Source organism: Actinotalea lenta (genome assembly GCF_030586465.1).
GTDB lineage: Bacteria > Actinomycetota > Actinomycetes > Actinomycetales > Cellulomonadaceae > Actinotalea > Actinotalea lenta.
In genome coordinates this window covers 2,864,230-2,889,724 of the sequence record NZ_JAUQYP010000001.1, presented here as the reverse complement: position 1 = coordinate 2,889,724, position 25,495 = coordinate 2,864,230, and the positions used below count along the sequence as shown (strand labels likewise).

Below are 25,495 nucleotides of genomic sequence, written 5' to 3'. Positions count from 1 at the left end.
ACCGGAAGGCAGGACCCATGACAGCGACCACCACCGCCGAGCGTGCCGACGAGGCCTCGGCCCCGGTCACCGGCCGCGTCGCGCGGGTGACGGGCCCGGTCGTCGACGTCGAGTTCCCGGCGGACGCCATCCCCGAGATCTACAACGCGCTGACCGTCGACATCGACCTGTCCAACCAGGGCGAGGACGAGAACTCGTTCAGCCTGACCCTCGAGGTGGCCCAGCACCTGGGCGACTCGATGGTCCGGGCGATCGCCCTCAAGCCGACCGACGGGTTGGTGCGCGGTGCCGTCGTGACCGACACGGGCGCCCCGATCAGCGTGCCGGTGGGCGACGTCACCAAGGGCCACGTGTTCGACGTCACCGGCGAGGCGCTCAACCTCACGGAGGGCGAGAAGCTCGAGGTCACCGAGCGGTGGCCGATCCACCGCAACCCGCCTGCCTTCGACCAGCTCGAGTCCAAGACCGAGATGTTCGAGACGGGCATCAAGGTGATCGACCTGCTGACCCCGTACGTGCAGGGCGGGAAGATCGGCCTGTTCGGTGGCGCCGGTGTGGGCAAGACCGTGCTGATCCAGGAGATGATCTACCGCGTCGCCAACAACCACAACGGTGTGTCGGTGTTCGCCGGGGTCGGCGAACGGACCCGTGAGGGCAACGACCTCATCCAGGAGATGACCGAGTCGGGCGTCATCAAGCAGACGGCGTTGGTCTTCGGCCAGATGGACGAGCCGCCGGGCACCCGTCTGCGCGTCGCGCTGTCCGGCCTGACGATGGCGGAGTACTTCCGCGACGTGCAGCGTCAGGACGTGCTGCTGTTCATCGACAACATCTTCCGGTTCACGCAGGCGGGCCAGGAGGTCTCCACGCTGCTCGGCCGGATGCCCTCAGCGGTGGGCTACCAGCCCAACCTCGCGGACGAGATGGGTCAGCTGCAGGAGCGGATCACGTCGACCCGCGGCCACTCGATCACCTCCATGCAGGCGATCTACGTCCCCGCCGACGACTACACCGACCCGGCGCCGGCCACGACGTTCGCACACCTGGACGCCACCACCGAGCTGTCGCGCGACATCGCCTCGCGCGGCCTGTACCCGGCGGTGGACCCCCTGACCTCGACGTCGCGGATCCTGGACCCCCGCTACGTCGGTCACGACCACTACGAGACCGCGGTCCGCGTCAAGCAGATCCTGCAGCGCAACAAGGAGCTGCAGGACATCATCGCGATCCTCGGCGTCGACGAGCTGTCCGAGGAGGACAAGATCGTCGTCTCGCGCGCGCGACGCATCCAGCAGTTCCTGTCGCAGAACACCTACATGGCCACCCAGTTCACGGGCGTGCCCGGCTCGACCGTCCCGCTGTCGGAGACGATCGAGGCGTTCAGCAAGATCGCCGACGGCGAGTTCGACCACATCGCCGAGCAGGCCTTCTTCAACATCGGCGGCCTGGAGGACCTCGAGAAGAACTGGGACCGCATCCGCAAGGAGCTCGACTAGTGGCCAACCTCGAGGTCGAGCTCGTCGCGAGGGACCGGACCGTGTGGTCCGGCGACGCGACGCAGGTCAGTGCGCCCGCAGCGGAGGGCGAGGTGGGCATCCTCGTCGGACATCAGCCGCTGCTCGCCGTGCTGAAGCCCGGGACGGTGCGGATCTTCGGGCTGGACCGCTCCGTGCTGGAGGCGAAGGTCGACGCAGGCTTCATCTCCGTCGACGACGACCAGGTGACCGTGGTGGTGGACTCCGCCGAGGTCCTCGGGGGCTCGCGGAGGTAGCGGGTGGAAGTGGAGCTGCTCGTCGGACTGGGCGTCCTGCTCGTCGCCCTCCTCCTGCTTGCGGCTCTGATCGTCCGCCAACGCGCCCTGACCCACCGGGTCGGCTCGTTCGGCTGCCGCTGGGCGCCGGATCCCGCCCTGCCCCTGGTCCGCACCTCGGGGATGGCGGCGTACGGCACCGGTCGGCTCGACTGGTGGCGCCTCGTGTCCCTGGCTCGCCGTCCGTCGCGCAGCTGGTCCCGCGACCGCCTCGAGATCATCGAGCGGCACGAGGTGCCCGAGACCGACGACCGTGGTCGTCCGATGGTGCAGGTGCACTGTCGGCACGAGTCCGAGGAGTTCTTGCTGACCATGACCTCTCCCGCCTACGCCGGCCTCGTCTCATGGCTCGAGGCGCGGCCCCGACGTTCCCGGGCCTTCTGAGTGCGGCTGGTCGTCGCGCGCTGCTCCGCGCACTACACCGGGCGGCTGTCCGCGCACCTGCCCCTGGCCACCCGCCTCCTGGTGGTCAAGGCCGACGGGAGCGTCCTGCTGCACTCCGACGGTGGGTCGTACAAGCCCCTGAACTGGATGAGCCCACCGTGCTCGCTCGTGGTCACCGCGCCGGACGACGACGCGGCCGGACGTGGGGTCGACCAGGTCTGGGTGGTCCAGCACGCGAAGTCCGACGACCGGCTGGTCGTCGAGCTGCACGAAGTGCTGCACGACTCGAGCCATGAGCTCGGCGTCGATCCAGGTCTGGTCAAGGACGGCGTCGAGGCACACCTGCAGCGGCTGCTCGCCGAGCAGGTGCACCTGCTGGGGCCGGGCCATGTGCTGGTACGCCGCGAGTACCCCACGGCGATCGGCCCGGTCGACCTCCTGGCACGCCACCCGGACGGCGGGACGGTGGCCGTCGAGGTCAAGCGGCGCGGCGACATCGACGGGGTCGAGCAGCTCACGCGGTACCTCGAGCTGCTCGGGCGCGACCCGCTCCTGGCACCGGTGCGTGGGGTATTCGCCGCGCAGGAGATCAAGCCGCAGGCCCGGGTGCTGGCGAACGACCGCGGCATCGGGTGCCTGGTGCTCGACTACGACGCGATGCGCGGAGCCGACGACCCGGACTCCCGGTTGTTCTGACCGCGCAGGACAGGTCACGGGGCCGGTGGCAGGCTCGGGGCGTGGACGACCTCTCTGCGCTGCCCGGCCCGCGACCCGTCGACCGGCTCGCCGCGATGCGGCGGTCGTACGCCCTCGGCACGCTCGATGAGCACGAGGTCGACCCGGACCCGGTCGAGCAGCTGCGCCGGTGGCTGGAGGACGCGGAGCGCGCCGGCCTGGTGGAGCCGAACGCGATGGTGCTGGCCACCGTGGACGAGGCGGGTGAGCCCGCGGCGCGGACCGTGCTGCTCAAGGGCCTGGACGAGCGGGGTCTGACGTTCTACACGCAGCGCCGCTCGGCCAAGGCACGCCAGCTCGCGGCGCGCCCGAGCGCCGCGGCGGTCTTCCCGTGGCACGGCATGGACCGTCAGGTGATCGTCCGTGGACCGGTCACCGAGGTCGACCGTGCAGAGGTCGTGGAGTACTTCGCCGCGAGGCCGCGCGGGAACCAGGTTGCGGCGTGGGCCAGCGTGCAGTCGAGCCCGGTCCCGGACCGGGCGACGCTGGAGCGGGCGTACGCCGAGGCCGACGCCAGGTTCGGCGCCGAGGTGCCCGTGCCGGATCACTGGGCCGGTTACCGGATCCAACCGCTCGTGGTCGAGCTGTGGCAGGGCAGACGGGACCGCCTGCACGACCGGGTGCGGTACCGCAAGGAGCAGGGCGGCTGGGTGGTCGAGCGCCTCTCACCCTGAGTCGGCGGCGCCGGTGTGCGGGCCGTAGGGTTGCGGCCGACGGTCACGACGGCGGAGGTACGTGGATGAGCAGGCAGTTCGGCGCCGATTTCCTGTGGGGAGCCGCAACGGCCTCCTACCAGATCGAGGGTGCCACGAGGGAGGACGGCCGGGGACCGTCGATCTGGGACACCTTCTCGGCCACGCCGGGCAAGGTTGTCGACGGGCACACCGGTGCGGTCGCTGCCGACCACTACCACCGGATGCCGGCCGACGTGGCGATGATGCGGGAGCTCGGGCTGGGGGCATACCGCTTCTCGCTGGCGTGGCCACGCATCCAGCCGACGGGTGCGGGGGCCGTGGAGCGCCGCGGGCTCGACTTCTACTCGCGCCTGGTCGACGAGCTGCTCGCCGCCGGCATCGAACCGATCGTCACGATGTACCACTGGGACCTGCCACAACCCCTCGAGGATGCGGGCGGCTGGCCCGCGCGAGACACCGCGCAGCGGTTCGGGGACTACGCGGAGATCGTCGTCGACGCCCTGGGTGACCGGGTGCGGCGGTGGACGACCCTCAACGAGCCGTGGTGCTCGGCGTTCCTCGGCTACGGCTCCGGGGTGCACGCTCCGGGGCGCACCGAGCCGGCGGCCGCGCTGGCAGCGGTGCACCACCTCAACCTGGGGCACGGCCTGGCCGGCCGCGTGGTGCGGGAGACGCTGGGGGAGCGGGGCGCCCTCTCGCTGACGCTGAACCTGCACGTCGTGCGGCCGGACAGCGACAGCGCCGAGGACCGCGACGCGGTGCGACAGATCGATGCCGTCGCGAACCGGTCCTTCCTCGGCCCGGTCCTGGAGGGCCGGTACCCCGCCGACCTGCTCGAGGACACCGCCGCGGTCACCGACTGGGGCTTCGTGCGGGACGGCGACCTGGAGATCACGCACACCGGCCTCGACGTGCTCGGGGTCAACTACTACTCGACGCAGCGCGTGCGGCACGCGCAGCCCGGTGCCCCGCGGTCCAGGGCGGACGGGCACGGCGCGTCCGCGTACTCGCCGTGGGTCGGCGCCGACGACGTCGAGTTCTTGCCCCTGCCCGGCCCGCACACCGCGATGGGGTGGAACATCGACCCGTCCGGGATGACCGAGCTGCTCGTCGGGCTGGCTCGGACCTACCCGGACGTGCCGCTGATGATCACCGAGAACGGTGCCGCCTTCGACGACGTCGTCAGCGCAGACGGTGCGGTGCACGACCCGCGCCGAGTGGCATACCTGCACGACCACATCGAGGCCGTGGGGCTGGCGATGGACGCGGGCGCCGACGTGCGCGGCTACCTGCTCTGGTCGCTCATGGACAACTTCGAGTGGGCCCACGGGTACCACAAGCGGTTCGGCATCGTGCGGATCGACTACGACACCCAGGCGCGGATCTGGAAGGACTCCGCCGCGTGGTACCGACAGCTGGTCACGACCGGCCAGCTGCCGCCGGCCGCCGGCCGCCGCTGACCCACCCAGCTCGCGCGGCGGGGGGACTGCCTGAGGGGACCGTGCGCCACAATGGGGAGCATGGCTCGTAGGTCCGGCAAGCGCCCCTGGGGCGCCCCGCACCCGGAGCTGGACGTCGAGCGCGCCCGTGGCGGCACGCGGTCCGAGCAGGGTCCCGATGGCACGTGGACGGTGCGATCGGTCACCTCGACCACCAAGAGCTACCTGTGCCCGGGCTGCCGGCAGGAGATCCGGACCGGGACGCCGCACGTGGTGGCATGGCAGTCCGACGCGCTCCTGGGTGCCGACGCCGCCCTCGAGCTGCGTCGGCACTGGCACCGCTCGTGCTGGGCGCACCGCGCGGACCGGCGATGACGGGCCCGCGATGACCCGGCGTCCCCGGCTGGTCGCGACCGACCTGGACGGCACCCTGCTGCGCAGCGACGGCACGCTGTCCGAGCGCACCGTGCGCGTCCTGCGAGCCCTGCCCGAGGCCGGGGTCCAGGTGATCGCCGTCACGGCCCGCCCCCCGCGCTGGCTCGGGCCCGTGCGGCCGCTGGGCCACGCCACGGCGATCTGCCTGAACGGGGCCCTGGTGGTGGACGTGGCCAGCGGTGGCCCGCTGGAGCTGCACGCGCTGCCGGACCGGGTGGTCCGCGACGTGGTGGCCGGCCTGCGAGCCGCTCTGCCGGCCCCGTCGTTCGCGGTGGAGACGCCTCGCGGCATGCTGGCCGAGCACGGCTTCGAAGGGTGGCAGACCGATCACCTGCGCCGCGGTGCACGCGTCGAGGACCTGCTGGACGGCAGTGCCGGGAAGTTGTTGGGACGGTGCGACGGGCTGGAGCCCGCCGCGTTCGCGGCGCAGGTGCGCGCGATCGTGGGCGACCGGGCCCAGGTGCACGACTCGGGTGCCGTGGGGCTCGTCGAGATCGCGGCAGCGGGTGTGACCAAGGCGGCCGGCCTCGCGCGGTGGGCGGCCTCGCTGGGGGTGCCCCCCGAGGACGTCTGGGCGTTCGGGGACATGCCCAACGACCTGGAGATGCTCGGCTGGGCAGGGCGGGGCGTGGCCGTCGCCGGCGCCCATCCCCGGGTGGTCGCCGCAGCGGACGCGGTGTGTGCTGCGCCGGACGAGGACGGTGTGGCGCAGGAGCTGGAGACCCTCCTGGCACGGCCGGGCGGGCACGGGTGATCGTCACGAGCCCTGCGCGACTAGGCTCGAACTGATGACCACCACCGCCCACCCGATCCGCGCACTGAGCGTGCTCCCGGCGCGCCGCACCGACATCGAGCTGCACACCGCCGACGGGCTCACGCTCGTGGGCGAGCTGGCGGTCCCCGTGGACCGCTCGCCGGTGGCCACGCTCGTCATGCTGCACCCCCTGCCCACGCACGGCGGGTTCATGGACTCGCACGTGCTGCGCAAGGCGGCGTGGCGGTTGCCGGCGCTGGCCGGGCTCGCCGTCCTGCGGTTCAACACCCGCGGCACGTCGAGCCCCCGGGGCAGGAGCGAGGGGGAGTTCGACGGCGGGCGTGCCGAGCAGTACGACGTCGCTGCCGCGATCGAGTACGCCGACTTCCACGACCTGCCCGCGCCCTGGCTCGTGGGCTGGTCGTTCGGGACGGAGCTCGCGCTCATGCACGGGGCCGACCCGTCGGTCCAGGGGGCGATCCTGCTGTCGCCGCCGCTGGCCCGGGCCACCGACGCCGACCTGGACCGCTGGGATGCCTTCGGGCGTCCCCTGGTGGCCCTTGTCCCGGAGCACGACGACTACCTGCAACCGGAGCAGGCGCGTCGCAGGTTCGCCCGCGTCCACCAGGCCGAGGTGATCGGGGTGGACGGCGCGAAGCACCTGTGGGTCGGGGAGCCGGCCGTGCGTCGGGTGCTGGACGAGATCGTCTCGCACGTGCTGCCGGGCCACGGCCCGCTGCCGACCACGTGGCGCGGCCCGGTGCAGACCGCGCAGACGCCGGATCCGACCGACGAGGTGCCGGTCGCTGCGCCGACGAGCCAGGAGGACCGATGACCACCGACGGCATGCTCGCCCTGCACACCGTCCGCCGCGGACGCCCGGGAGCCCTGCCGCTCGTGCTCCTGCACGGCTTCCCGCTGGACCACCGCATGTGGTCGGACACCACCGACCTGATGGCCGGGGACCCGACCGTGCTCGCACCCGACCTGCCGGGCTTCGGTCGCTCGCCCGTGGGCGAGGACGTGGCCGAGGCGCTCGGGGAGCAGGGGCCCTCGATCGAGGTGATGGCCGACGCCGTCGCGGCGACGCTGCATGCCGCGGGCGTGCAGCGCGCCGTCATCGCCGGGCTGTCGATGGGCGGCTACGTCGCGATGGCCGTGGTCGAGCGGCACCCCGCCCTCGTCGCCGGGCTGGGGCTGCTCGACACCAAGTCCACTGCGGACCCGGACGCCGCACGGGAGAACCGCCTGCGGGTCGCCGACGCCGTGCTGGCCGACGACTCCGTCGACGCCGTGCTCGGGATGCGGACGACGCTGCTCGGGGCGACGTCCCGCGTGACCCGCCCGGACCTGGTCGAGCACCTGGAGGCCTGGATCACCGACCAGGGGCCGCGCGGGGTGGCCTGGGCGCAGCGCGCCATGGCGGTTCGGGCGGACCGGACCGCCGTGCTCGGCAGGGTGCACCGCCCTGCGCTCGTGGTGGTGGGCGCCGAGGACGAGCTCACCCCGCCCGACGCCGCTCGCGCGATGGCCGAGGTGTTACCGGACGCCGACCTCGTCGTGGTCCCGGCTGCCGGGCACATGACGCCGATCGAGAACCCCGAGCCGGTCGCCGTCGCGCTCGGCACGCTGCTGCGACGCTCGGGTGGTTGAGGGACCGGTGAACCCGCTGCGCGCGTACCTGGAGTCCTGGCACCGCCAGGACATCGACGGGGCCTGCGAGGTGCTGGACGACGGCTGCGTGGTGGTGGACTCGCACGGCACCGTGCTGCGCGGTCCCGCCGCGGTCGCCGAGTGGATGAGTGCCTGGGTCTCGGCCGGGGGCGTCGTGCACGACCTGGCGGTCACCGAGGAGACCGAGGGTGACGGGGTGGTGACTGCCCAGTGGGTGCTCCAGGTCACCTGGCAGGGGGTGGAGGCCACGGTTGAGGGCCGATCGGTGGCGCACGTGCGTGAGGACCGCATCACGTATCTGCGCGACTACGCCACGACGGGTCCACTGGGCGACTGGGACGGCACCTGGCAACGCTGAGGGGCGGACGGTGGTGCCGCCGGTCGGTGCGCGCCGGTCAGTGCTCCTCCAGCACGCGCGCGAGCGCCTCGGCCAGGTCGATGGACTCGCCGTCCCGAGCGCCTGCGCCGAGCACCATCGGCGGGTCCGACGGTTCGAGCCGGACGCCGCGCAGCAGCGCCAACGGACCGGCCGGCGTGGTGAGCAGGTAGAAGCCACCGTCCGTGGCCAGGCCCACGGTCTGGTTGCGACGCAGGTACCAGCCCTCCAGGCCCGTGCGGTAGTGCCGCTTGCCGTCGGGTGAGCGGGCTCGGAGCGGGACGGGCGCCAGATCCCGTCGACGGGCCTCGGCCAGGAACTGTGCGATCAGGCCGCGCGCCTGCTCGGTCTCCTTCGCACGCCGCCGCTCCAGAGCCTGCGCATGCGCGGCCGCGGCCTCGGCCCGTTCGGCCCGCCACGACTCGCGGTCGGGGTCAGTGCCCGGCACCGGCACGCTGGTCCTGCGCCCGCTCGTCGGACTCGTCGGCGTCGGCCCCGTCCGTGGGCGGCTGGTCGGCGTCCTCGTCCTCGGTGGTCTCCTCGCGGGTGGTGTCGTCTCCGGCGTCCTCGTCGCGGGTGGGCTCGTCGTCTCCGGGAGCCTCGGCCTCCGGCTCCTCGGCGGCGCCCGGCTCGGCGGTGTCGCTCGCCTCGTCGCCGGCCGCGGCTTCGTCGGCGGCGTCACCTGCGCCCTGGTCCGACGCGCCGGGGGTCCCCTCAGCCGCGAAGCGAGCCTGCGCCTCCTCGGCCTTGGCCAGGATCACCTGGGGCACCGGCTCGTGACCGAGCAGGGTGCGCAGCTCATCCAGGTACGACGTGATCGCCTCGCGCTGCCGGTTGAGGTCCTCGACCTGGCGCTGCGCGGTGGTCCGCTCCCGCTCCGCCTCGGTCATCGCGTCCGACAGCGTCGTCTCGGCGTGCTCACGGGCCTCGCTGACGACCCGGTCCGCGTTGCGCCGCGCGTTGGACAGCAGCTCCTTGGCATGGGCGTCGGCGTCCTTGCGGATCTTCTCGGCCTGCTCGAGAGCGTGCGCCACCCGCTGCTCGGCGTCCGCTGCGTGGGCCTCGGCGTCCGCGACCATCTTCTCGGTCGCCGCTCGCGCGGCATCGTGGCGCTCCGCATCGGCACGCTCGGCCTGCTCGCGCCGGTTGGCGATCTCCACCTCGGCCTCGGCCAAGGCCCTGGCCGCGCTCGAGCGCTGGGTCTCAGCCTCGGTGGTGGCGGCTGCCAGGATCTCGCTCGCGGTGCGCTTGGCCTCGGCGAGCTGCCGCTCGACCTCCAGCCGGGTCGTCTCGCGCAGCTCGGTGGTCTCCCGCGCGGCCGTCTCGCGCAGCTCGGTGGTCTCCCGCGCGGCCGTCTCGCGCAGCTCGGTGGTCTCCCGGCCCGTCGTGGTGCGCAGCCGGCTCGTCTCGCGTTCGGTGGTCTCGCGCAGCTCGGTGGTCTCCCGGTCCGCGGTCGCCCGAAGGACGCTCGCGTAGTCCTCGGCCTCGGCGCGCAGGGTGGCGAGCTCCTCGGCGAGCTCGGCGCGAGCACTGGTCGCCTCCTCGGCGACCGTGGACCGCAGCTCGGCGACCTCCCGGTCCGCCGTGGCGCGCACATAGCCCGCGTACTGGTCCGCCTCGGCGCGCAGGGCGGTGGCCTCCTGCTCGGCGGCCTGGCGCACGGCCCGGGCGTCCCGCTCGGCGGTGGCGCGCATGGCGTCGACCTCCTCCGTCGCCCTGGCCTTGAGCGTCGCGGCGTCGGACTCCGCCGTCTCGCGCAGCGTCGCGACCTCGCGGTCCGCCGTGGCCCGCAGCTGGGCCGCGTACTGCTCGGCCTCGGTGCGCAGCGCCGCTGCCTCCGCCTCGGTGCGCTGGCGCAGCGTCGTGGTCTCGGCGTCCGCGGTGGCGCGCAGCTCGGCGGCGTACTGCTCGGTCTCCTCGCGCAGCGCGGTGGTCTCGCGCTCCGCGGTGGCGCGGAGCTCGGCGGCGTACTGCTCGGTGCTGACCCGCAGCTCGGTGGTCTCGCGCTCGACGGTCGCGCGCTGCGTGCCCAGCTCCCGCTCCAGGGTGCTGCGCCGCTCGGCCTCCTCGGTCGTGATGGCGCTGGAGATGCGTGCCGCCTCGCGCTCGGCGGAGCCGACGAGCTCCTCGGCGCGGCGCTGGGCGGAGGTGAGGGTGGACTCCGACTCGGCCTGCGCCGTGCTCCGCAGCTCCTCGGCTTCGCGCCGGGCGGTCGCGATCATCTCCGCGACCTCGTTCTCGGCCCGCGCCCGCAGCTGGCCCGAGGCGAGCTTTGCCCGCGCCATGGCGTCGGCCGCCTGGGCGTTGGCCTGGGCGAGGACATCGGACGACTGCTCCTCCGCCGATCGCAGCAGCTGCTCGATCCGGGAGCCGAGGCCGGAGTAGGTGGGGCGTTCGGCCTCGCGCAACTGTCGGTGCGCCTCGGACAGCTCGCCGGCGATCTGCATCGCTCGCGTGTCGAGCTGCTCGACCTGGGCGCGAGCCTCGTGCAGCTGCTGCTCGAGGTCGCCCAGGCGCTGATCCACCTGCGTGCGGTCGTAGCCTCGCAGGACGACCGGGAAGATCCCTCGCTCGTCGGACACCAGTACCTCCAGGGAGCGGTGACGTCGCGCAGACACGCGTGATGGCGGGCCGCGGCGCGGTCCCGGGTCAGCCTATCCGGCTCGGCGGTGCGGCCCCAGCCCGTCGACGAGCACGCGCGGTGAGCGCGGCTCGCCTATCCTGGGATGTCACGTCGAAAGGGTCCCGTCCGTGCTGCCTCGCGTTATGGCGTCGCTGCTGTGCCTGCTGGGTGCGGCCGCGGCAGGTCTCGGGGTCGCGTCGGCCACCGTCTGGCGTGCCGACGACCAGCTCGTGGCCTCCGCGTCCGGTGAGCCCTACATCGTCACAGACCCGGGCGTGCTGGGTATGGCGGCCGACGAGGTGCAGGTCACCGCACGTGCCGACGGCAAGGTGGTGATCGCGCTCGGTCGCGCCGACGACGTGGCTGCCTGGGTGGGCTCCGACACCGCCACGCACGTCACCGGGCTGCGCAACCGGTCGACACTCGCCACCACGGTCGGCCCGGGCGTGCCGGGACGTGCGACGCCCGAGCCTTCCGGGTCCGCGAGCGCGTCCGCCGCACCCTCCGCGAGCGGGTCCGCCGCACCGTCCACGAGCTCGTCGGGGTCCCCGACGGCATCGGCATCCGCATCGCCCTCCGACGCGGGGGGCGTCGCCGACCCCGCCGGATCCGACCTGTGGGTGCAGCAGGTCACCGGGACGGACACCGCGACCTTCTCGTGGCAGCGGCAGGACGGACGCTGGAGCCTGCTCGCTGCGGCGCCGGACGGCGGTCCGGTGCGACTGACCCTGTCCTGGCCGCAGGCCGTCACGACGCCGTGGCTGCGCCCCGGGCTGATCGTGGGCGGCGCACTGTTCGTGGCCGGCCTGGCGTGGTGGATCGTCCTGCTGGTCCGCACCCGCGACACGGCTGCGGTCGCGCTGGTGGCGCGGGTCACCCGCCGCCCGGAACAGCCGCGTGCCAGGCGCGGCGGTCGCCACTCGCAGGGCATCCCGGTGGTCCCGGCGCCGGACGCTGGGGACGGCGCCCCGACGGGGCGCGCCGCGACGCCGGCGCGATGGAGCGTGGCGGCACCGGCCGAGGGCGTCCGGGCGGGCGAGCAGGCGGGCAGCACGCAACCACGGGTCGTGGCGTCCGTCGCCGGGCCCACGACGACCCCGCCGAGGGTGGCCGGTCCGCCGCAGGCCCCCCTCACCCGCCGTGCGCTGCGCGAGATGCGGGAACGCGAGGAACGCGAGCGTGCCGCCCAGCCGGACGCGACGGGCCCGTCCGCCGACCAGGCCCCACCGGTCTCCGCGCCGGAACGTGGCGAGCCCGCAGCGCCGGGGGCGGTGCCGGTGGGCCAGGTTCGGCGCCGGGACCTGCGCACGCAGCCCCCGCCGACCGCGCAGGACCACCCCGTGATGCCCGCCTGGTCTGAGCCGCCGACGGACATGCGGCTCGGCCGGGTCGTCGACGCCTCTCGAGCGGGGACGACCGCACCGGACGGGACGACCGCACCGGACGGGACGACCGCACCCGAAGGGACGACCGCACCGGACGGGACGACCGCACCCGGCGACTCTGCGCCCGAGGCCGCCGAGCGCCCAGGGTGGGGCCGACGCCTCCTGCGCAGGCGGCGTCGCGGCGATCGACCCGAGGAGGCCCCTGCGTGGGCGCCCGAGCCGGAGGCGGAGAGCCCCATGGTCCTGCCGACGCCTCCGGAGGCCTCCGGGCCGTCAGCAGACGCCTGGCGCCGGGCCTGGGGCCTGCCGCCCGTGGTCGACCGGGGAGCCGAGGCCGAACCCGAGTGGGACGACTCCAGCGAGGAGGAGGGACGATGACGCGTCGCGCGCGCGCCGCCGCGCTCCTGCTCGGCGCTCTGCTGCTGGCAGGGTGCGGCCAACCACTCCCGCAGCCGTCGCCGCAGGCCTCGCCGGCCGACCCGCTGCCCGCGCTCGGTCCGGACCAGGTCGACCGTGTGCTGTCGGACGTCACCACGGTGGTCTCCGCCGCCGACGCCGCGGCGCTCGCGGCGATCTCGGCCGCCGACGGTGAGGTGCCCGACAGCCTGGACAGCATCGACGCCGACCTGCAGAACCGGCTCTCGGGCCCGGCGGCGGCGATGCGGCGCGCGCAGTACGTGCTGGCCACCCAGGGCGGTGCCGGTGCGATCACGTCCATCCCCGCCGGGTCACAGACCGTGATCGAGCCGGCGACCGACGCCTGGCCGCGCGTTCTCATGGTCGTCACCGACCCACCGAAGGACCTGCAGGCCCCTCTGCTCCTCACGCTCGTGCAGACGACCCCCCGCGACCAGTACCACCTGTGGTCCTGGGCGCGGCTGTACGGGGGTGTGAAGATGCCCCCGACGGCGACCCCCGACGTCGGCAGCCGCCCGATCGCCGCCGACGACGCGGCCGCAGCGGTCGCCCCGAAGGACGTCCTGGCGCGGTACGTCGACGTCCTGACGAACGGCGACGGCTCCAAGTACGCGTCGCAGTTCACGACCGGCCCGTTGCGCACCCGGATCACCCAGCAGCGCGACGCCTGGAAGCAGGCGATCGGCCAGGGGTCGGTGACCGAGACCTACACCGCGGGCGACGGCGGCCCCTGGGCCCTGGCGACGGCGGACGGCGGCGCGATCGTGGTCGGCTCCGTGTCGACGGTCACCACGCTGACCCTCGTGGACTCCACCCTGACCATCGCCGATGCGACGGCCGCCCTCCTGGGCGCGAACACCGTCTCCAAGGAGCTCACCATCCACTGGCTCAGCACCGTGGCCTTCTCGGTCCCGCCGGCCGGGTCCGAGAAGCCGATCACGGTGCTCGGTGCCGAGCACGTGCCGGTCGAAGTCACCGGCTCCTGACCGTCCAACGTCGTCCTGGAGGACCCATCCATGACCCAGCCCCCTGACCGCCAGCCCCGGATCGACCTGCACGGCGCCGTCGACCTGTCCGGGCTCGGCCGCACAGCCCCCGCGGGTGGGCCGCCGCCCCCCGCGGGTGGTCCCGTCGTGGACGTCACCGACGAAGCCACGTTCGGCGCCGTCGTCCAGCAGTCCGCTCAGGTCCCCGTCGTGCTCGTGCTGTGGGCCGCCTGGAGCGAGGCCAGCACGCAGGTCGCCGCCGACCTGGTGGCGCTGGCCGGCGAGCTGGACGGGCGTCTGCTGGTGGCACGGCTCGACGCCGACGCCAACCCGCAGCTCGCCCAGGCCGTCGGTGCCGAGGCCGTCCCCACCGTGCTCGGCGTGCTGCGCGGGCAGCCAGTCCCGCTGTTCCAGGGACCGGCGGCCCGCGAGGACATCAAGGCGCTGCTCGACCGGCTGCTCGAGGTTGCGGAGGCGAACCAGATCACGGGCCGGGTCCCCGGCGCTGAGGACGCCGAGCCCGAGCCCGAGGAGCCGCCTCTGCCACCCCTGCACCAAGAGGCGTACGACGCCATCGAGGCCGGTGACCTCGCCCGCGCGGCGGACGCCTACCGCAGGGCCCTGGCGGCCAACCCGCGTGACGACCAGGCGACGGCGGGCTTGGGGCAGGTCGAGCTGCTGCGGCGGGTCGAGGCGCTGGACCCGTCGACCGTCGCCACCCGGGCCGCCGACCCCACGGACCTGGACGCCCAGCTCGACATGGCGGACCTCGAGCTGGCGTCGGACCGGGTGGACGACGCGTTCGCCCGGCTGCTCGCGGCCGTGCGCCGGACCGTCGGAGCTGACCGCGAACGGGTCAGGGAGCGGCTCGTCGGGCTGTTCGCCGTGGTGGGCGACGCCGACCCCCGGGTCGCCCGGACCCGGCGGGAGCTCGCCAGCGCGCTCTACTGACGGAACCGACGGACGGCGCCGAGCCCGGCCCGCGCGGGCGGCGCGAGGCCGCCCGCGCTACTGGTCCTCGGGCACCAGGATGATCGCGCCCAGTGCCGGCAGCCGCACGCTCGCGGAGAAGCCCTGGGCGTGCAGCGGCTGGGACTGCGCCTCCACGCGGCCCAGGTTGCCCACGCCCCACCCGCCGTACACGTCGGCGTCGGTGTTGATCGCCTCGCGCCACACGCCGCCCGACGGCAGGCCGAGGCGGTAGGTCTCATGGCTCGAACCCGCGAAGTTCACCGCGACGACGACGCTGCGCCCGGTGCCGTCCCGGCGGATGTAGCTGAGCACGTTGTGCCCGGCGTCCTGGGAGTCGATCCACTCGAAGCCGGCCGGGTCGAAGTCCTGTGCCCACAGCGCCGGTTCGGACCGGTAGAGCCGGTTGAGGTCGACCACCAGCCGCGCGATGCCCTGGTGGGTGGCGTGCTCGAGCAGGTGCCAGTCCAGCCCGCGGGCCTCGCTCCACTCCGCCGTCTGCCCGAACTCGGAGCCCATGAACAGCAGCTGCTTGCCCGGATGGGTCCACTGGTAGGCGAGCAGGCTGCGCAGCCCGGCCGCCTGCTGGAGGTGCTCGCCGGGCATCTTGTGCATGAGCGAGCCCTTGCCGTGCACGACCTCGTCGTGCGACAGCGGGAGGACGAACTGCTCGGAGAACGCGTACACCAGCGAGAACGTGATCTCGTTGTGGTGGTACCTGCGGTTGATCGGCTCCTCGGCCAGGTAGCGCAAGGTGTCGTTCATCCAGCCCATGTTCCACTTCAGCCCGTAGCCCAGGCCGCCACCGCTGGTCGGCGTGGTGACCCCCGGCCACGCGGTGGACTCCTCGGCGATCATGAGGATCCCGGGCGTCCGGCGGTAGGCGGTCGCGTTGGCCTCCTGGATGAACGCGATCGCGTCCAGGTTCTCCCGGCCCCCGTGCACGTTGGGCCGCCACTGGCCGTGGCTGCGCGAGTAGTCGAGGTAGAGCATCGAGGCGACCGCGTCGACCCGGAGGCCGTCGACGTGGAACTCCTCGAGCCAGTAGGTGGCGTTGGCGACCAGGAAGTTGCGCACCTCGTTGCGTCCGAAGTCGAAGACGAAGGTGCCCCAGTCCGGGTGCTCACCGAGCAGTGGGTCGGGGTGCTCGTACAGCGGCGTGCCGTCGAACCGGCCCAGCGCCCACTCGTCCTTGGGGAAGTGCGCCGGGACCCAGTCCACGATCACGCCGACGCCGGCCTGGTGGAGGCGGTCGACCAGCAGCCGGAAGTCGTCCGGTGAGCCGAACCGTGACGTGGGCGCGTAGTAGGAGCTGACCTGGTAGCCCCAGGAGCCGCCGAACGGGTGCTCGGCGACGGGCAGGAACTCCACGTGCGTGAAGCCCATCTCGACGACGTGCTCGACGAGCTGGTCGGCGAGCTCGCGGTAGCCGAGCCCGGGCCGCCACGAGCCCAGGTGCACCTCGTAGACGCTCATCGGTCCGCTGTGCGGGTCCGTCGTGGCGCGGCGCTCGAGCCACGCCTCGTCGCCCCACGTGTACCGGGACTCGACGACGACGGACGCGGTGGCGGGCGGCACCTCCGCGGCCTTCGCCAGCGGGTCGGCCTTCTGCCGCCAGGATCCGTCCTGGGCGAGGATCTCGTACTTGTAGGTGGCGCCGCTCGTCACCCCCGGGACGAACAGGTCCCACACCCCGGTGTCACCCAGCTCGCGCATCGCGTGCGTGGCGCCCTGCCAGTGGTTGAAGTCGCCGACCACCCGCACGGCGCGTGCGTTGGGTGCCCACACGGCGAAGGCGGTGCCCTCGACGTCGCCCATCGGGCCGGAGTAGCGGCGCACGTTCGCGCCGAGCACCGTCCAGAGCTCCTCGTGGCGGCCCTCCTTGACCAGGTGCAGGTCCATCTCGCCGAGCGTCGGGAAGAAGCGGTAGGGGTCGTCCACGGTATACGTGACGTCGCCGTAGGTGATCGCCAGCCGGTAGTCGGGTACCTCGTCGGCCTCGAAGGCGGCGACCCACACGCCTTCGTGCTCGTGGCGCGCCGGCACGGTGCCCTCGGGGGTGAGCACGGCGACGGCGTCCGCCATCGGACGCAGCGTGCGGACGGTCACGACCTGCTCGTCGAGGTGAGGACCCAGGACCCGGTGAGGGTCCTGGTGGACGCCGGCGGCGATCGCCGCCAGCTCCTCGGTGAACACGCCGCGGGGCGCCGGTCCGGACGGAGGAGTCGGTGTCGTCATGACCTCACCCTGCCACGGTGCGGGCGGGTACGCAGCGAGTCAGCCCGAGGCCGCGCCGACCAACCGCTCGACCGCGGACAACGGGACGTCGATCCAGGCAGGACGGTTGCCGGCCTCGTAGACGACCTCGTACAGCGCCTTGTCCAGCTCGAGGGCCGCGAGCAGCTCGGCGTCCTCGCGGGGGTCGTGGCCGGACCCTGCCGCGTAGCCCCGGCAGAAGGCGTCGCGCGCCCGGCCCGCCCAGGCGTCCGCTGCGGCACCCCGGTCGGGTGACTCGACCCGCACCTGCCCTGCCGCGTAGTCGAAGGAGCGCAGCATGCCGGCCACGTCCCGCAACGCGAGGTCGGGTCGGGTCCGTTCGGCCAGCGGTCGCAACGGCTCGCCCTCGAAGTCCAGGATCACCCAGCCGCGCGTCGGCGAGTGCAGCACCTGACCCAGGTGGTAGTCACCGTGCACCCGCTGCAGCGCGGGGATCCGCTCGACGCGGAGGTCGTCGGCCCGCCGCGTCAGGGCGTCGCGGAACCGGGTCAACGCGTCGGTCGAGGACAGGGCCCAAGCGACGCGGTCTCGTAGCGCGTCGCGGAGTCGGGCCCGCGTCGCGTCGTCCGCGGGAGTGGTCCCGAACGCCGTCGCGAGCGCTCCGTGCAGGGTCGCGGTGGCCAGCCCGAGGCTGTGCGCCCGCTCGGTGAAGTCGTCCCCGGCGGCCACCGCTTCGGCCGCCTCCCGCCAGGCGTCGCGCCCGTCGGCGACGAACTCCGTGGCCACCGCCAGGTGTCCCGACGTCTCGGCGCCGTGCCGGTCCGGCCACCGGCCCGACGACCAGCCCACGAGTCCCGGGACCTGCTCGGAGCCGTCGAGGGCGCGCAGCACCTCCACGTCCGGGTTCTGGCCGGGGTGCAGGCTGCGGAACACCTTGACGATCACCGGGTCGTGGTCGGTCTCGACGATCACGCTGGTGTTGGACTGCTCGCCGCGCAGCACGCGGGAGCGCACGGGTCGGGGAGCCGGCCGGGAGGCGGGCCGTTCCATGTCACGCAGCAGGGCCGCCACGAATGCCGGGTCGTGCGGCCCGTCGGAGGCCCAGGCGTGCTCCCCGTCGGGGTCGAGGACCTCGCCCAGCACCGCGGCATCGTCGGCCGGCGAGTCGGTGCGATAGGTCAGGGGCACCTGGACCACGTCGAAGCGGTCACCCGAGTCCAGCCCGACCACGTGCACGGTGACCCGCACGCCGGCCTCGTCGGAGGGCAGGTCCCGCGTGGCGAGCAGGCGCACCCCGACGCCCCGGCCCTTGGCCGGGTACCACCGTTGCTGGGGCATCCAGGCTGTGAGCAGCTGGTCGAGCGGAGCCGTCATGACGTCACCTGGAGCCAGAAGAAGTCGCGCGAGCCGAGCGTGACGCGGACTGTCCCCTCCGCGTCGAGGTGACCGAACGACGCGCCGCCGAACACGTCGACGAGCTCCGCGCCCGCGTGGTCGGGAAGGGTGAGCGCGGCCGCCCGGGGGGTCGCGGCCAGGTTCGCCACGCACAGCACCGTCTCGGTGGCGTCCGTGCGGCAGAACGCCAGGACGGCGTCGGTGTCGACGGTCACCGGCAGGTAGTCGCCGGTGCCGAACACCGGGTGCTGGCGGCGGATCGCCAGCATGCCGTGCACCCAGTGCAGCAACGACGTGTTCTGGGCGAGCTGGGACTCCACGTTGATCGCCGCGTAGGTGTGCACGAGCGACTGGACCACGGGCAGGTACAGCCGTCCTGGGTCCGACGTGACCGAGAACCCCGCGTTGCGGTCCGGGGTCCACTGCATGGGCGTGCGCACGGCGTCCCGGTCGGGCAGCCAGATGTTGTCGCCCATCCCGATCTCGTCCCCGTAGTACAGGCAGGGGCTGCCGGGCAGGGACAGCAGCAGCGCGTGCGCGAGCTCGATCTCGGCGCGCGAGTTGTCCAGCAGCGGGGCGAGCCGGCGCCGGATCCCGATGTTGGCGCGCATCCGGGGGTCGGGCGCGTACCACCCGTACATCGCCGCGCGCTCCTCGGTGGACACCATCTCGAGGGTGAGCTCGTCGTGGTTGCGCAGGAAGGTGCCCCACTGTCCACCGGCCGGCACGAGCGGCGTGTCGGCGAGGATGTCGACGATCGCCGTCGCCTTCTGGTCCTTGATCGCGTAGAAGATCCGCGGCATCACCGGGAAGTGGAAGCACATGTGGCACTCCGGGGCGTCGTCGGTCCCGTAGTACTCCACGACGTCACCCGGCCACTGGTTGGCCTCGGCCAGCAGGATGCGCCCGGGGAACTCCTCGTCGACCATCGCACGCATCTCCGCCAGGTAGGCGTGCGTGCGGGGGAGGTTCTCGCAGTTGGTCCCCTCCTCCTCGAACAGGTAGGGGACGGCGTCGAGCCGGAAACCGTCGATGCCCATCCGCAGCCAGAACCGCGCGACGTCCTTCATCGCCTCGCGCACGTACGGGTTCTCGAAGTTCAGGTCCGGCTGGTGGGAGAAGAACCGGTGCCAGTAGTACTGCCGACGCACCGGGTCGAACGTCCAGTTCGACGCCTCGGTGTCCACGAAGATGATCCGCGCGCCGGAGTACTTCTCGTTGTCGTCGCTCCACACGTAGAAGTCGCCGTACGGACCGTCGGGGTCCGCGCGGGAGGCCTGGAACCACGGGTGGGCGTCCGACGTGTGGTTCATCACCATGTCGATGACGATGCGCATGCCGCGCGCGTGTGCGGCCTCGATGAGCTCGGCGAAGTCGCCCAGGGAGCCGTACTGCGAGGCGATCGCGGTGTAGTCGGAGATGTCGTACCCGCCGTCGCGCAACGGCGACGGGTAGAAGGGCGGCAGCCACAGGCAGTCCACGCCGAGCCACTGCAGGTAGTCCAGCCGGCCGATCAGCCCGCGCAGGTCGCCCGACCCCTCGCCGGTGGAGTCCGCGAAGGACCGCAGCATGACCTCGTAGAACACGGCCGTGCGGTACCAGTCGGGGTCGTCGGGCAGCCCCGGGGTCGTCTGGGCGGGCAGGGCGCTGGTCGGGTGCGCCCGGGGCGGCAGCGCACCGGTCGGGTCAACCCGGGCCGGGGTCGGCATGGCGCGTGGGCTCTCCTGCTCGGTGGGACGGGGGGTCCCGGTGTCGACCGGGGCCGGAGGTGGTGTCTCGCTCATGACGGCTCCACGGCCAGCACGTGAGCGCAGCGGGTCCACGGGTCGAGCCGGACGAACGGGTGCGCGTCCCAGGTGTAGCTGTCCCCGGACAGCAGATCGCGCACCGTCACGGTGCCGTCCTGCGGCGCGCCGAGGGCCGTGAGGTCGAGGTCCACGACGCCTTCGCGGGTGTGGTGCGGGTCGGTGTTGAGCACGACGATCACCGTGTCGGCCCTGCCCGTGGGGGACTGCGCGGCGGTCACCCGGCGCGAGAAGCACAGCGTGGCGTCGTCCGTGACCGGGTGGACGGTCAGACCCCGCAGGCGCTGCAGAGCGGGGTGCTCGCGCCGGATCGCGTTGAGGCGGGTCAGCAGGTCGCCGATGCCGGTCTGCCGCGCAGCGAACCAGTTGCGCGGCTTGTACTCGTACTTCTCGTTGTCGATCTGCTCCTCGACGCCCGGCCGGGGGACGTTCTCGACGAGCTCGTACCCCGAGTAGATGCCCCAGGTGGGCGACCCCGTGGCCGCGAGGATCGCCCGGATCGCGAAGGCGGGTGGGCCGCCCTGCTGCATGTAGGGCGTCAGGATGTCGTGCGTGGTGGGCCAGAAGCTCGGCCGCATGTATGCGGCCGGGGAGCCGGAGACCTCCTCGAGGTACTCCCCGATCTCCTCGGCCGTGGTGCGCCACGTGAAGTACGTGTACGACTGGTGGAAGCCGACCTTGGCCAGCGTGTGCATCATCGCGGGGCGGGTGAACGCCTCGGCCAGGAAGATGACGTCGGGGTGCGCCGCGTTGACGTCGGCGATCAGCCACTCCCAGAACTCCAGCGGCTTGGTGTGCGGGTTGTCTACCCGGAACGCGGTGACGCCGTGGTCGATCCAGACCTGGAGCACCCGGCGCACCTCGGCGTAGATGCCGGCCGGGTCGTTGTCGAAGTTCAGCGGGTAGATGTCCTGGTACTTCTTGGGCGGGTTCTCGGCGTAGGCGATGGTCCCGTCCAGGCGCGTGGTGAACCACTCCGGGTGCTCGGTCACCCAGGGGTGGTCCGGCGAGCACTGCAGGGCCAGGTCGAGGGCGACCTCCATGCCCAGCTCGCGCGCTCGGGCGACGAAGGCGTCGAAGTCGTCGAACGTGCCCAGGTCCGGGTGGATGGCGTCGTGGCCGCCCTCGTGCGAACCGATCGCGTACGGCGACCCCGGGTCCCCCGGGGCGGGGGTGAGGGAGTTGTTGCGACCCTTGCGGTACGTCGTGCCGATCGGGTGCACGGGGGTGAGGTAGACCACGTCGAAGCCCATCTGGGCGATCGCCGGGAGTCGCGCCGCCGCGGTGCGCAGCGTGCCGGACCGCCACGTGCGGGTGGCGGCGTCGTAGGAGGCGCCCTCCGAGCGCGGGAACATCTCGTACCACGAACCGGCGAGGGCAAGGGGACGCTGGACCTCGAGCGGGTGGTCCGGCGATGCGGTCACCATCTCGCGCAGCGGTTGCGCGTCCAGGGCGGCCACGACCGTGTCCGCCAGGCCGGCGGCGAGACGCTCGCCGGGCGACCTCTCGGTGTCGCGCAGGCCGGCGGCGCCCGCGGCGAGCGCCGCGGCGACGTCGGCGGGCAGGCCGTCGCGGCCCGCCGCCCGGTCCAGCAGTGCGGCTCCTTCGGCCAGCATCAGCTCGACGTCGATACCAGCCTCGACCTTGATCGCGGCGTCGTGCGCCCACGTGCCGTACGGGTCGGACCAGCCCTCGACCCGGAAGCTCCATCGTCCGGTGGCATCCGGCACGAGGTCCGCCCGGAAGGTGTCCAGACCACGGTTGACCACGTCCATCCGGACCGAGGTGTGCACCGAGCCGTCCGGCGTGAGCAGGACCGCGCTCGCGGCGACCGCGTCGTGACCCTCCCGGAAGACGGTGGCCGTCACCTCCACGGCCTCGCCGACCACCGCCTTGGCCGGCCACCGGCCCCCTTCGAGCACGGGTTGCACGTCGACGACCGGGATGCGGCCCACCGACGATCGGCCGCCGGCGGGCACCGGGGCGCTTCGGGCAGGGCCCGCGGTGCCGGGCAGCGACGCGGTGGTGGGTTCCGGCGCGGCGGCCGCGTCCTCGACGACGCGTCGTGGCGCGCGGTCGGCCGCAGTGGCCGGCTCGGTCCTGCGCCGGCCGGCGCGCGGGTTCGGGCCCCGCGCGGCACGGGCGCCACGGGGCGCGTCTGGCGTGGGAGCGCTGCGATCAGGCGACGGACTCACGCCTCGAACCTACCGAGGGTCGCCAGGTTCGGACACCTGGGCGTCCGGGGCACCACCGGCGCGGGCCGAGTAGAGCCGCAGGGACAGCGCGTCGGTCTCCACCACCGTGCCCGGCGGCACGACCTGCGGGTCGCCGTCCAGCTCGTCGGGGTGCTCGGCGCCCGACTCCCACTCCAGGGTCCAGTCCCCGGCCGCCCCGTCGGCCAGCGTGACGGGCACCGGGTCGAGCGCGCCGTTGACCACCAGCAGGACCGCCGAGCCGTCGCACGCGGTGCGGATCATCTGCAGGGTGCGGGTGGCCGGGTCCTGCCAGTGCTCGGTCAGCACCGCGGCACCCTCGGCGGTGCGCCACAGCAGGTCGGGCCGGTCGTCCGGGCACCCGTCGAACGGGCGGCCGCGGTAGAAGGCAGCCGTGGTCAGGGCCGGCAGCTCGCGCCGGAGCCTGATGAGGTGGCGCGTGGTGGCCAGCAGGTTCTGCCGCCACGGGCTGAGCTCCCAGTCCAGCCAGGAGATCTCGGTGTCCTGGTTGTAGGCGTTGTTGTTGCCGTGCTGGGTCCGGCCCAGCTCGTCCCCGGCGGTCAGCATGGGGACCCCGGCCGACAGCAGGAGCGTGCCCAGCAGGTTGCGGATGGATCGCCGGCGCAACGGCAGGATCTCCAGGCCCGGTCCCTGCTCCGCGACCGGTCCTTCGATGCCGTGGTTCCAGGACCGGTTGTCGTCCGTGCCGTCGCGGTTCTGCTCACCGTTGGCCAGGTTGTGCTTGTGCTCGTAGGCGACCAGGTCGGCCATGGTGAACCCGTCGTGGGCCGTGACGTAGTTGACCGAAGCGACCACCCCGCGCAGCAGGGGTGGGTCGGAGTGGCCGAACAGGTCGGCGGAGCCGGCCAGTCGGGTCGCGAGGTCGCGCACCCCGTGCCCGGGCCTGCCGTGCGCGGCCGCGGCGGGGTCGGCCAGCCAGAAGGACCGCACGGCGTTGCGGAACCGGTCGTTCCACTCCGAGTGGGGTGCGGGGAACCCACCGGTGCGCCAGCCGCCCGGGCCCAGGTCCCACGGCTCGGCGATCATCTTGCGGTCGCACAGCACCGGGTCGGTCTGCAGCGCGGTGAGGAAGGGGTGGTTCGGGGTGAAGCCGTCCGCGTCCCGCCCCAGCGTGACCATCAGGTCGAATCGGAACCCGTCCACGCCTACGCGCTCCGCCCACCAGCGCAGCGAGTCCAGGGTGAGCTGGACGACCCTGGGCCTGCGGAAGTCCAGGCTGTTGCCGCACCCCGTGATGTCGGCGAACCGGGCCGGGGTCGACCCGTCGTGCAGGTAGTACACGGTCGGATCCAGGCCGCGCCAGGACAGGTGCGGCCCGTCCGTGCCTCCCTCGCACGTGTGGTTGTAGACCACGTCGAGGACCACCTCGATGCCCGCGGCGTGCAGCGCCTGGACCGCGTCGCGGACCTCGGACAGCACCGCGTCGGGTCCGGCGTCCTGCGCGGCCTGCGTCGCGTAGGACGGGTGCGGGGCGAAGTACCCCAGCGTGTTGTAGCCCCAGTAGTTGCCGCGGCCCTCGCGCACGAGCCACGGCTCGGTCGCGATGGCCTGGATCGGCAGGAGTTCGAGCGTGGTGACCCCGAGCCCGGTCAGGTGCGCGACGGTCGCGGGGTGGCCGAGACCCGCATAGGTACCCCGCAGCTCGGCGGGCAGCGTCGTCATGCGGCGGGTCAGGCCGCGGACGTGAGCCTCGTACACCACGGTGTGGCTCATGGGGACCCGTGGCCGGGTGTCCGGCGCCACGCCCGGGTCCGCCACCACGACCGAGTGCGGCACCACCGCACGCGAGTCGGTGTCGTCCCTGGTGCGCAGACCGTCGGCCGGCTGGTGACCGTCGTCCACCAGGTGCCCGTAGCGTTCGGACCGTGGCGCGCTGAGCCGCTCGAGCCCGTCCAGGCCCCGCCCATAGGGGTCCACCAGCAGCTTCGCGGGGTTGTACCGCAGCCCTGCCGCGGGGTCCCAGCGGCCGTGCGCGCGGAACCCGTAGCGCTGCCCGGGACCGACCCCGGGCACGTGTGCGTGCCACACGCCGTAGGTAGGCCCGGACAGCGGCACGCGCCGCTCGGCCCAGCCGTCCGCGGCGTGCGGATCGGGGTCGAGCAGGCACAGCTCGACGGCGTCCGCGTGCGAGGCGAGCACCGCCACGTCGATGCCGTCGCCGACGGGGTGCACGCCCAGGCGCCGCAGGTTGCCGTAGCCCGTGTCGTCGTGCCGCATGGTGCACCAGTGTGACGCACCTGACGGGTCCGCGACGGCACGGCTCGGCGCGCCGCGGGCCGTCGCCGCCCCCCGACCGGCGCCGGGGTGCGCCGACGGGTAGCCTGTGGCGTCGCTCGCGGACGGAGAGGAGCTCTGGGCCAGGTGAGGATCGTCGTGTGCGTCAAGCACGTCCCGGACCTGATGGCGGACCGTCGCCTGGGCCCCGACGGCCGGGTCGAGCGTGACGGCGGGGACGGCACGCTCAACGAGCTCGACGAGAACGCCGTCGAGGCCGCGCTGGTGATCGCCGAGGAGCACGACGCCGAGGTGGTCGCGCTGACCATGGGGCCCGACGACGCCGAGGACGCCGTGCGCCGTGCGCTGCAGATGGGCGCGGACCAGGGCGTGCACGTCCTGGACGACGCGCTGGCCGGCACCGACGTGTTCGGCACGGCTCGCGTCCTGGCCGCCGCGGTGCGCTCGATCGCCGCCGACGGCCCGGTCGACCTGGTGATCACCGGGATGGCCTCGCTGGACGCGCTGACGTCGATGCTCCCGGCCGCGCTCGCCGCCGAGCTGGGCCTGCCGCAGCTGACCCTGGCCGTCGACGTGCAGGTGGCCGGCGGCGCGGTGCAGGTGCGGCGCGACCTGGACCACGCCACCGAGGTCCTGCGCGCGCCGCTCCCGGCGCTCGTCTCGGTCACGGACCAGGCCAACGAGCCGCGCTACCCGGCGTTCGCCGGGATCATGGCCGCCCGCAAGAAGCCGGTGCGGACGCTCGACCTGGGCGACCTCGGGATCGACCCGGCCGCCGTCGGCGCCGCCGGGGCCAGGACCCGGGTGCTGACGGCCGAGCCCCGGCCCCCGCGCACCGACCGCGTGCTCATCACCGACGAGGGCGATGCCGGCGTGCGGCTGGCGGACTTCCTCGCCGAGCACAAGCTCGTCTGACCGACCGGAGAC

22 protein-coding genes are annotated in these 25,495 nt (G+C 73.5%); 15 read left to right on the top strand and 7 right to left on the bottom strand.

Going from position 1 to position 25,495, the window contains the following annotated elements:
• Nucleotides 1-17: 17 nt before the first annotated feature.
• From atpD to Q6348_RS13745, 11 genes are all read left to right on the top strand, one after another.
• Entirely contained in the window at nucleotides 18-1,496 is a 1,479-nt protein-coding gene (gene atpD, locus Q6348_RS13795; RefSeq protein WP_304601851.1) for a F0F1 ATP synthase subunit beta, read from the top strand.
• Complete coding sequence (locus Q6348_RS13790) at nucleotides 1,496-1,771, top strand: F0F1 ATP synthase subunit epsilon (protein ID WP_304601850.1); 276 nt, start codon at nucleotides 1,496-1,498, stop codon at nucleotides 1,769-1,771. Before atpD ends, Q6348_RS13790 begins: the two co-directional genes overlap by 1 nt.
• Before the next feature lie 3 nt (nucleotides 1,772-1,774).
• Nucleotides 1,775-2,194: a DUF2550 family protein gene (locus tag Q6348_RS13785; protein WP_304601849.1), complete on the top strand. Its 420-nt coding sequence runs from the start codon at nucleotides 1,775-1,777 to the stop codon at nucleotides 2,192-2,194.
• Nucleotides 2,195-2,890, top strand: a complete 696-nt coding sequence (nucS, locus tag Q6348_RS13780) for an endonuclease NucS (RefSeq protein WP_304601848.1) — start codon at nucleotides 2,195-2,197, stop codon at nucleotides 2,888-2,890.
• Nucleotides 2,891-2,931: 41 nt separating this feature from the next.
• Complete coding sequence (gene pdxH / locus Q6348_RS13775) at nucleotides 2,932-3,603, top strand: pyridoxamine 5'-phosphate oxidase (RefSeq protein WP_304601847.1); 672 nt, start codon at nucleotides 2,932-2,934, stop codon at nucleotides 3,601-3,603.
• A 65-nt stretch (nucleotides 3,604-3,668) separates the two neighbouring features.
• On the top strand, nucleotides 3,669-5,084 hold the full coding sequence (locus Q6348_RS13770) for a GH1 family beta-glucosidase (RefSeq protein WP_304601846.1): 1,416 nt from the start codon (nucleotides 3,669-3,671) through the stop codon (nucleotides 5,082-5,084).
• A gap of 60 nt (nucleotides 5,085-5,144) precedes the next feature.
• Nucleotides 5,145-5,438, top strand: a complete 294-nt coding sequence (locus tag Q6348_RS13765) for an Rv1322 family protein (RefSeq protein WP_350339672.1) — start codon at nucleotides 5,145-5,147, stop codon at nucleotides 5,436-5,438.
• A 10-nt stretch (nucleotides 5,439-5,448) separates the two neighbouring features.
• Nucleotides 5,449-6,252 (top strand): HAD family hydrolase, encoded by an 804-nt coding sequence (locus Q6348_RS13760; RefSeq protein WP_304601844.1) that lies wholly within the window; start codon nucleotides 5,449-5,451, stop codon nucleotides 6,250-6,252.
• A gap of 34 nt (nucleotides 6,253-6,286) precedes the next feature.
• Nucleotides 6,287-7,087 (top strand): alpha/beta hydrolase, encoded by an 801-nt coding sequence (locus tag Q6348_RS13755; RefSeq protein ID WP_304601843.1) that lies wholly within the window; start codon nucleotides 6,287-6,289, stop codon nucleotides 7,085-7,087.
• Entirely contained in the window at nucleotides 7,084-7,905 is an 822-nt protein-coding gene (locus Q6348_RS13750) for an alpha/beta fold hydrolase (protein WP_304601842.1), read from the top strand. Before Q6348_RS13755 ends, Q6348_RS13750 begins: the two co-directional genes overlap by 4 nt.
• Nucleotides 7,898-8,284, top strand: coding sequence for a nuclear transport factor 2 family protein (locus tag Q6348_RS13745; protein ID WP_304601841.1), 387 nt, complete (start codon nucleotides 7,898-7,900; stop codon nucleotides 8,282-8,284). Before Q6348_RS13750 ends, Q6348_RS13745 begins: the two co-directional genes overlap by 8 nt.
• Before the next feature lie 37 nt (nucleotides 8,285-8,321).
• Here the strand turns inward: Q6348_RS13745 and Q6348_RS13740 are convergent, their stop codons facing one another.
• Together Q6348_RS13740 and Q6348_RS13735 are read right to left on the bottom strand one after the other, a co-directional pair.
• Complete coding sequence (locus tag Q6348_RS13740) at nucleotides 8,322-8,750, bottom strand: hypothetical protein (RefSeq protein ID WP_304601840.1); 429 nt, start codon at nucleotides 8,748-8,750, stop codon at nucleotides 8,322-8,324.
• Complete coding sequence (locus Q6348_RS13735; RefSeq protein ID WP_304601839.1) at nucleotides 8,737-10,884, bottom strand: coiled-coil domain-containing protein; 2,148 nt, start codon at nucleotides 10,882-10,884, stop codon at nucleotides 8,737-8,739. The genes Q6348_RS13740 and Q6348_RS13735 overlap by 14 nt, the downstream gene beginning before the upstream one ends.
• Nucleotides 10,885-11,053: 169 nt before the next feature.
• On the opposite strand from Q6348_RS13735, the gene Q6348_RS13730 reads away from it, so the two are divergent.
• Genes Q6348_RS13730 through Q6348_RS13720 form a run of 3 tightly spaced genes read left to right on the top strand, consistent with a single transcriptional unit; the run spans nucleotide 11,054 to nucleotide 14,664 of the window.
• Nucleotides 11,054-12,688 (top strand): hypothetical protein, encoded by a 1,635-nt coding sequence (locus Q6348_RS13730; protein ID WP_304601838.1) that lies wholly within the window; start codon nucleotides 11,054-11,056, stop codon nucleotides 12,686-12,688.
• Nucleotides 12,685-13,713, top strand: a complete 1,029-nt coding sequence (locus Q6348_RS13725; RefSeq protein WP_304601837.1) for a DUF8094 domain-containing protein — start codon at nucleotides 12,685-12,687, stop codon at nucleotides 13,711-13,713. The genes Q6348_RS13730 and Q6348_RS13725 overlap by 4 nt, the downstream gene beginning before the upstream one ends.
• Before the next feature lie 30 nt (nucleotides 13,714-13,743).
• On the top strand, nucleotides 13,744-14,664 hold the full coding sequence (locus Q6348_RS13720; RefSeq protein WP_304601836.1) for a tetratricopeptide repeat protein: 921 nt from the start codon (nucleotides 13,744-13,746) through the stop codon (nucleotides 14,662-14,664).
• A 57-nt stretch (nucleotides 14,665-14,721) separates the two neighbouring features.
• Here the strand turns inward: Q6348_RS13720 and glgB are convergent, their stop codons facing one another.
• The 5 genes from glgB to glgX all read right to left on the bottom strand — a co-directional run bounded on the left by glgB (nucleotide 14,722) and on the right by glgX (nucleotide 24,550).
• Nucleotides 14,722-16,920, bottom strand: a complete 2,199-nt coding sequence (glgB, locus tag Q6348_RS13715; protein ID WP_304601835.1) for a 1,4-alpha-glucan branching protein GlgB — start codon at nucleotides 16,918-16,920, stop codon at nucleotides 14,722-14,724.
• Nucleotides 16,921-16,959: 39 nt separating this feature from the next.
• Nucleotides 16,960-18,273: a maltokinase N-terminal cap-like domain-containing protein gene (locus Q6348_RS13710; protein WP_304601834.1), complete on the bottom strand. Its 1,314-nt coding sequence runs from the start codon at nucleotides 18,271-18,273 to the stop codon at nucleotides 16,960-16,962.
• On the bottom strand, nucleotides 18,270-20,078 hold the full coding sequence (gene treS, locus Q6348_RS13705; RefSeq protein ID WP_434062057.1) for a maltose alpha-D-glucosyltransferase: 1,809 nt from the start codon (nucleotides 20,076-20,078) through the stop codon (nucleotides 18,270-18,272). Before treS ends, Q6348_RS13710 begins: the two co-directional genes overlap by 4 nt.
• Complete coding sequence (locus Q6348_RS13700) at nucleotides 20,075-22,054, bottom strand: alpha-1,4-glucan--maltose-1-phosphate maltosyltransferase (RefSeq protein ID WP_350339671.1); 1,980 nt, start codon at nucleotides 22,052-22,054, stop codon at nucleotides 20,075-20,077. Before Q6348_RS13700 ends, treS begins: the two co-directional genes overlap by 4 nt.
• Nucleotides 22,055-22,303: 249 nt before the next feature.
• Nucleotides 22,304-24,550: a glycogen debranching protein GlgX gene (gene glgX, locus Q6348_RS13695; RefSeq protein WP_304601832.1), complete on the bottom strand. Its 2,247-nt coding sequence runs from the start codon at nucleotides 24,548-24,550 to the stop codon at nucleotides 22,304-22,306.
• A gap of 144 nt (nucleotides 24,551-24,694) precedes the next feature.
• Here glgX and Q6348_RS13690 point away from each other — a divergent pair, with 144 nt between their 5' ends.
• Nucleotides 24,695-25,483: an electron transfer flavoprotein subunit beta/FixA family protein gene (locus tag Q6348_RS13690; RefSeq protein ID WP_304601831.1), complete on the top strand. Its 789-nt coding sequence runs from the start codon at nucleotides 24,695-24,697 to the stop codon at nucleotides 25,481-25,483.
• Nucleotides 25,484-25,495 lie beyond the last annotated feature (12 nt).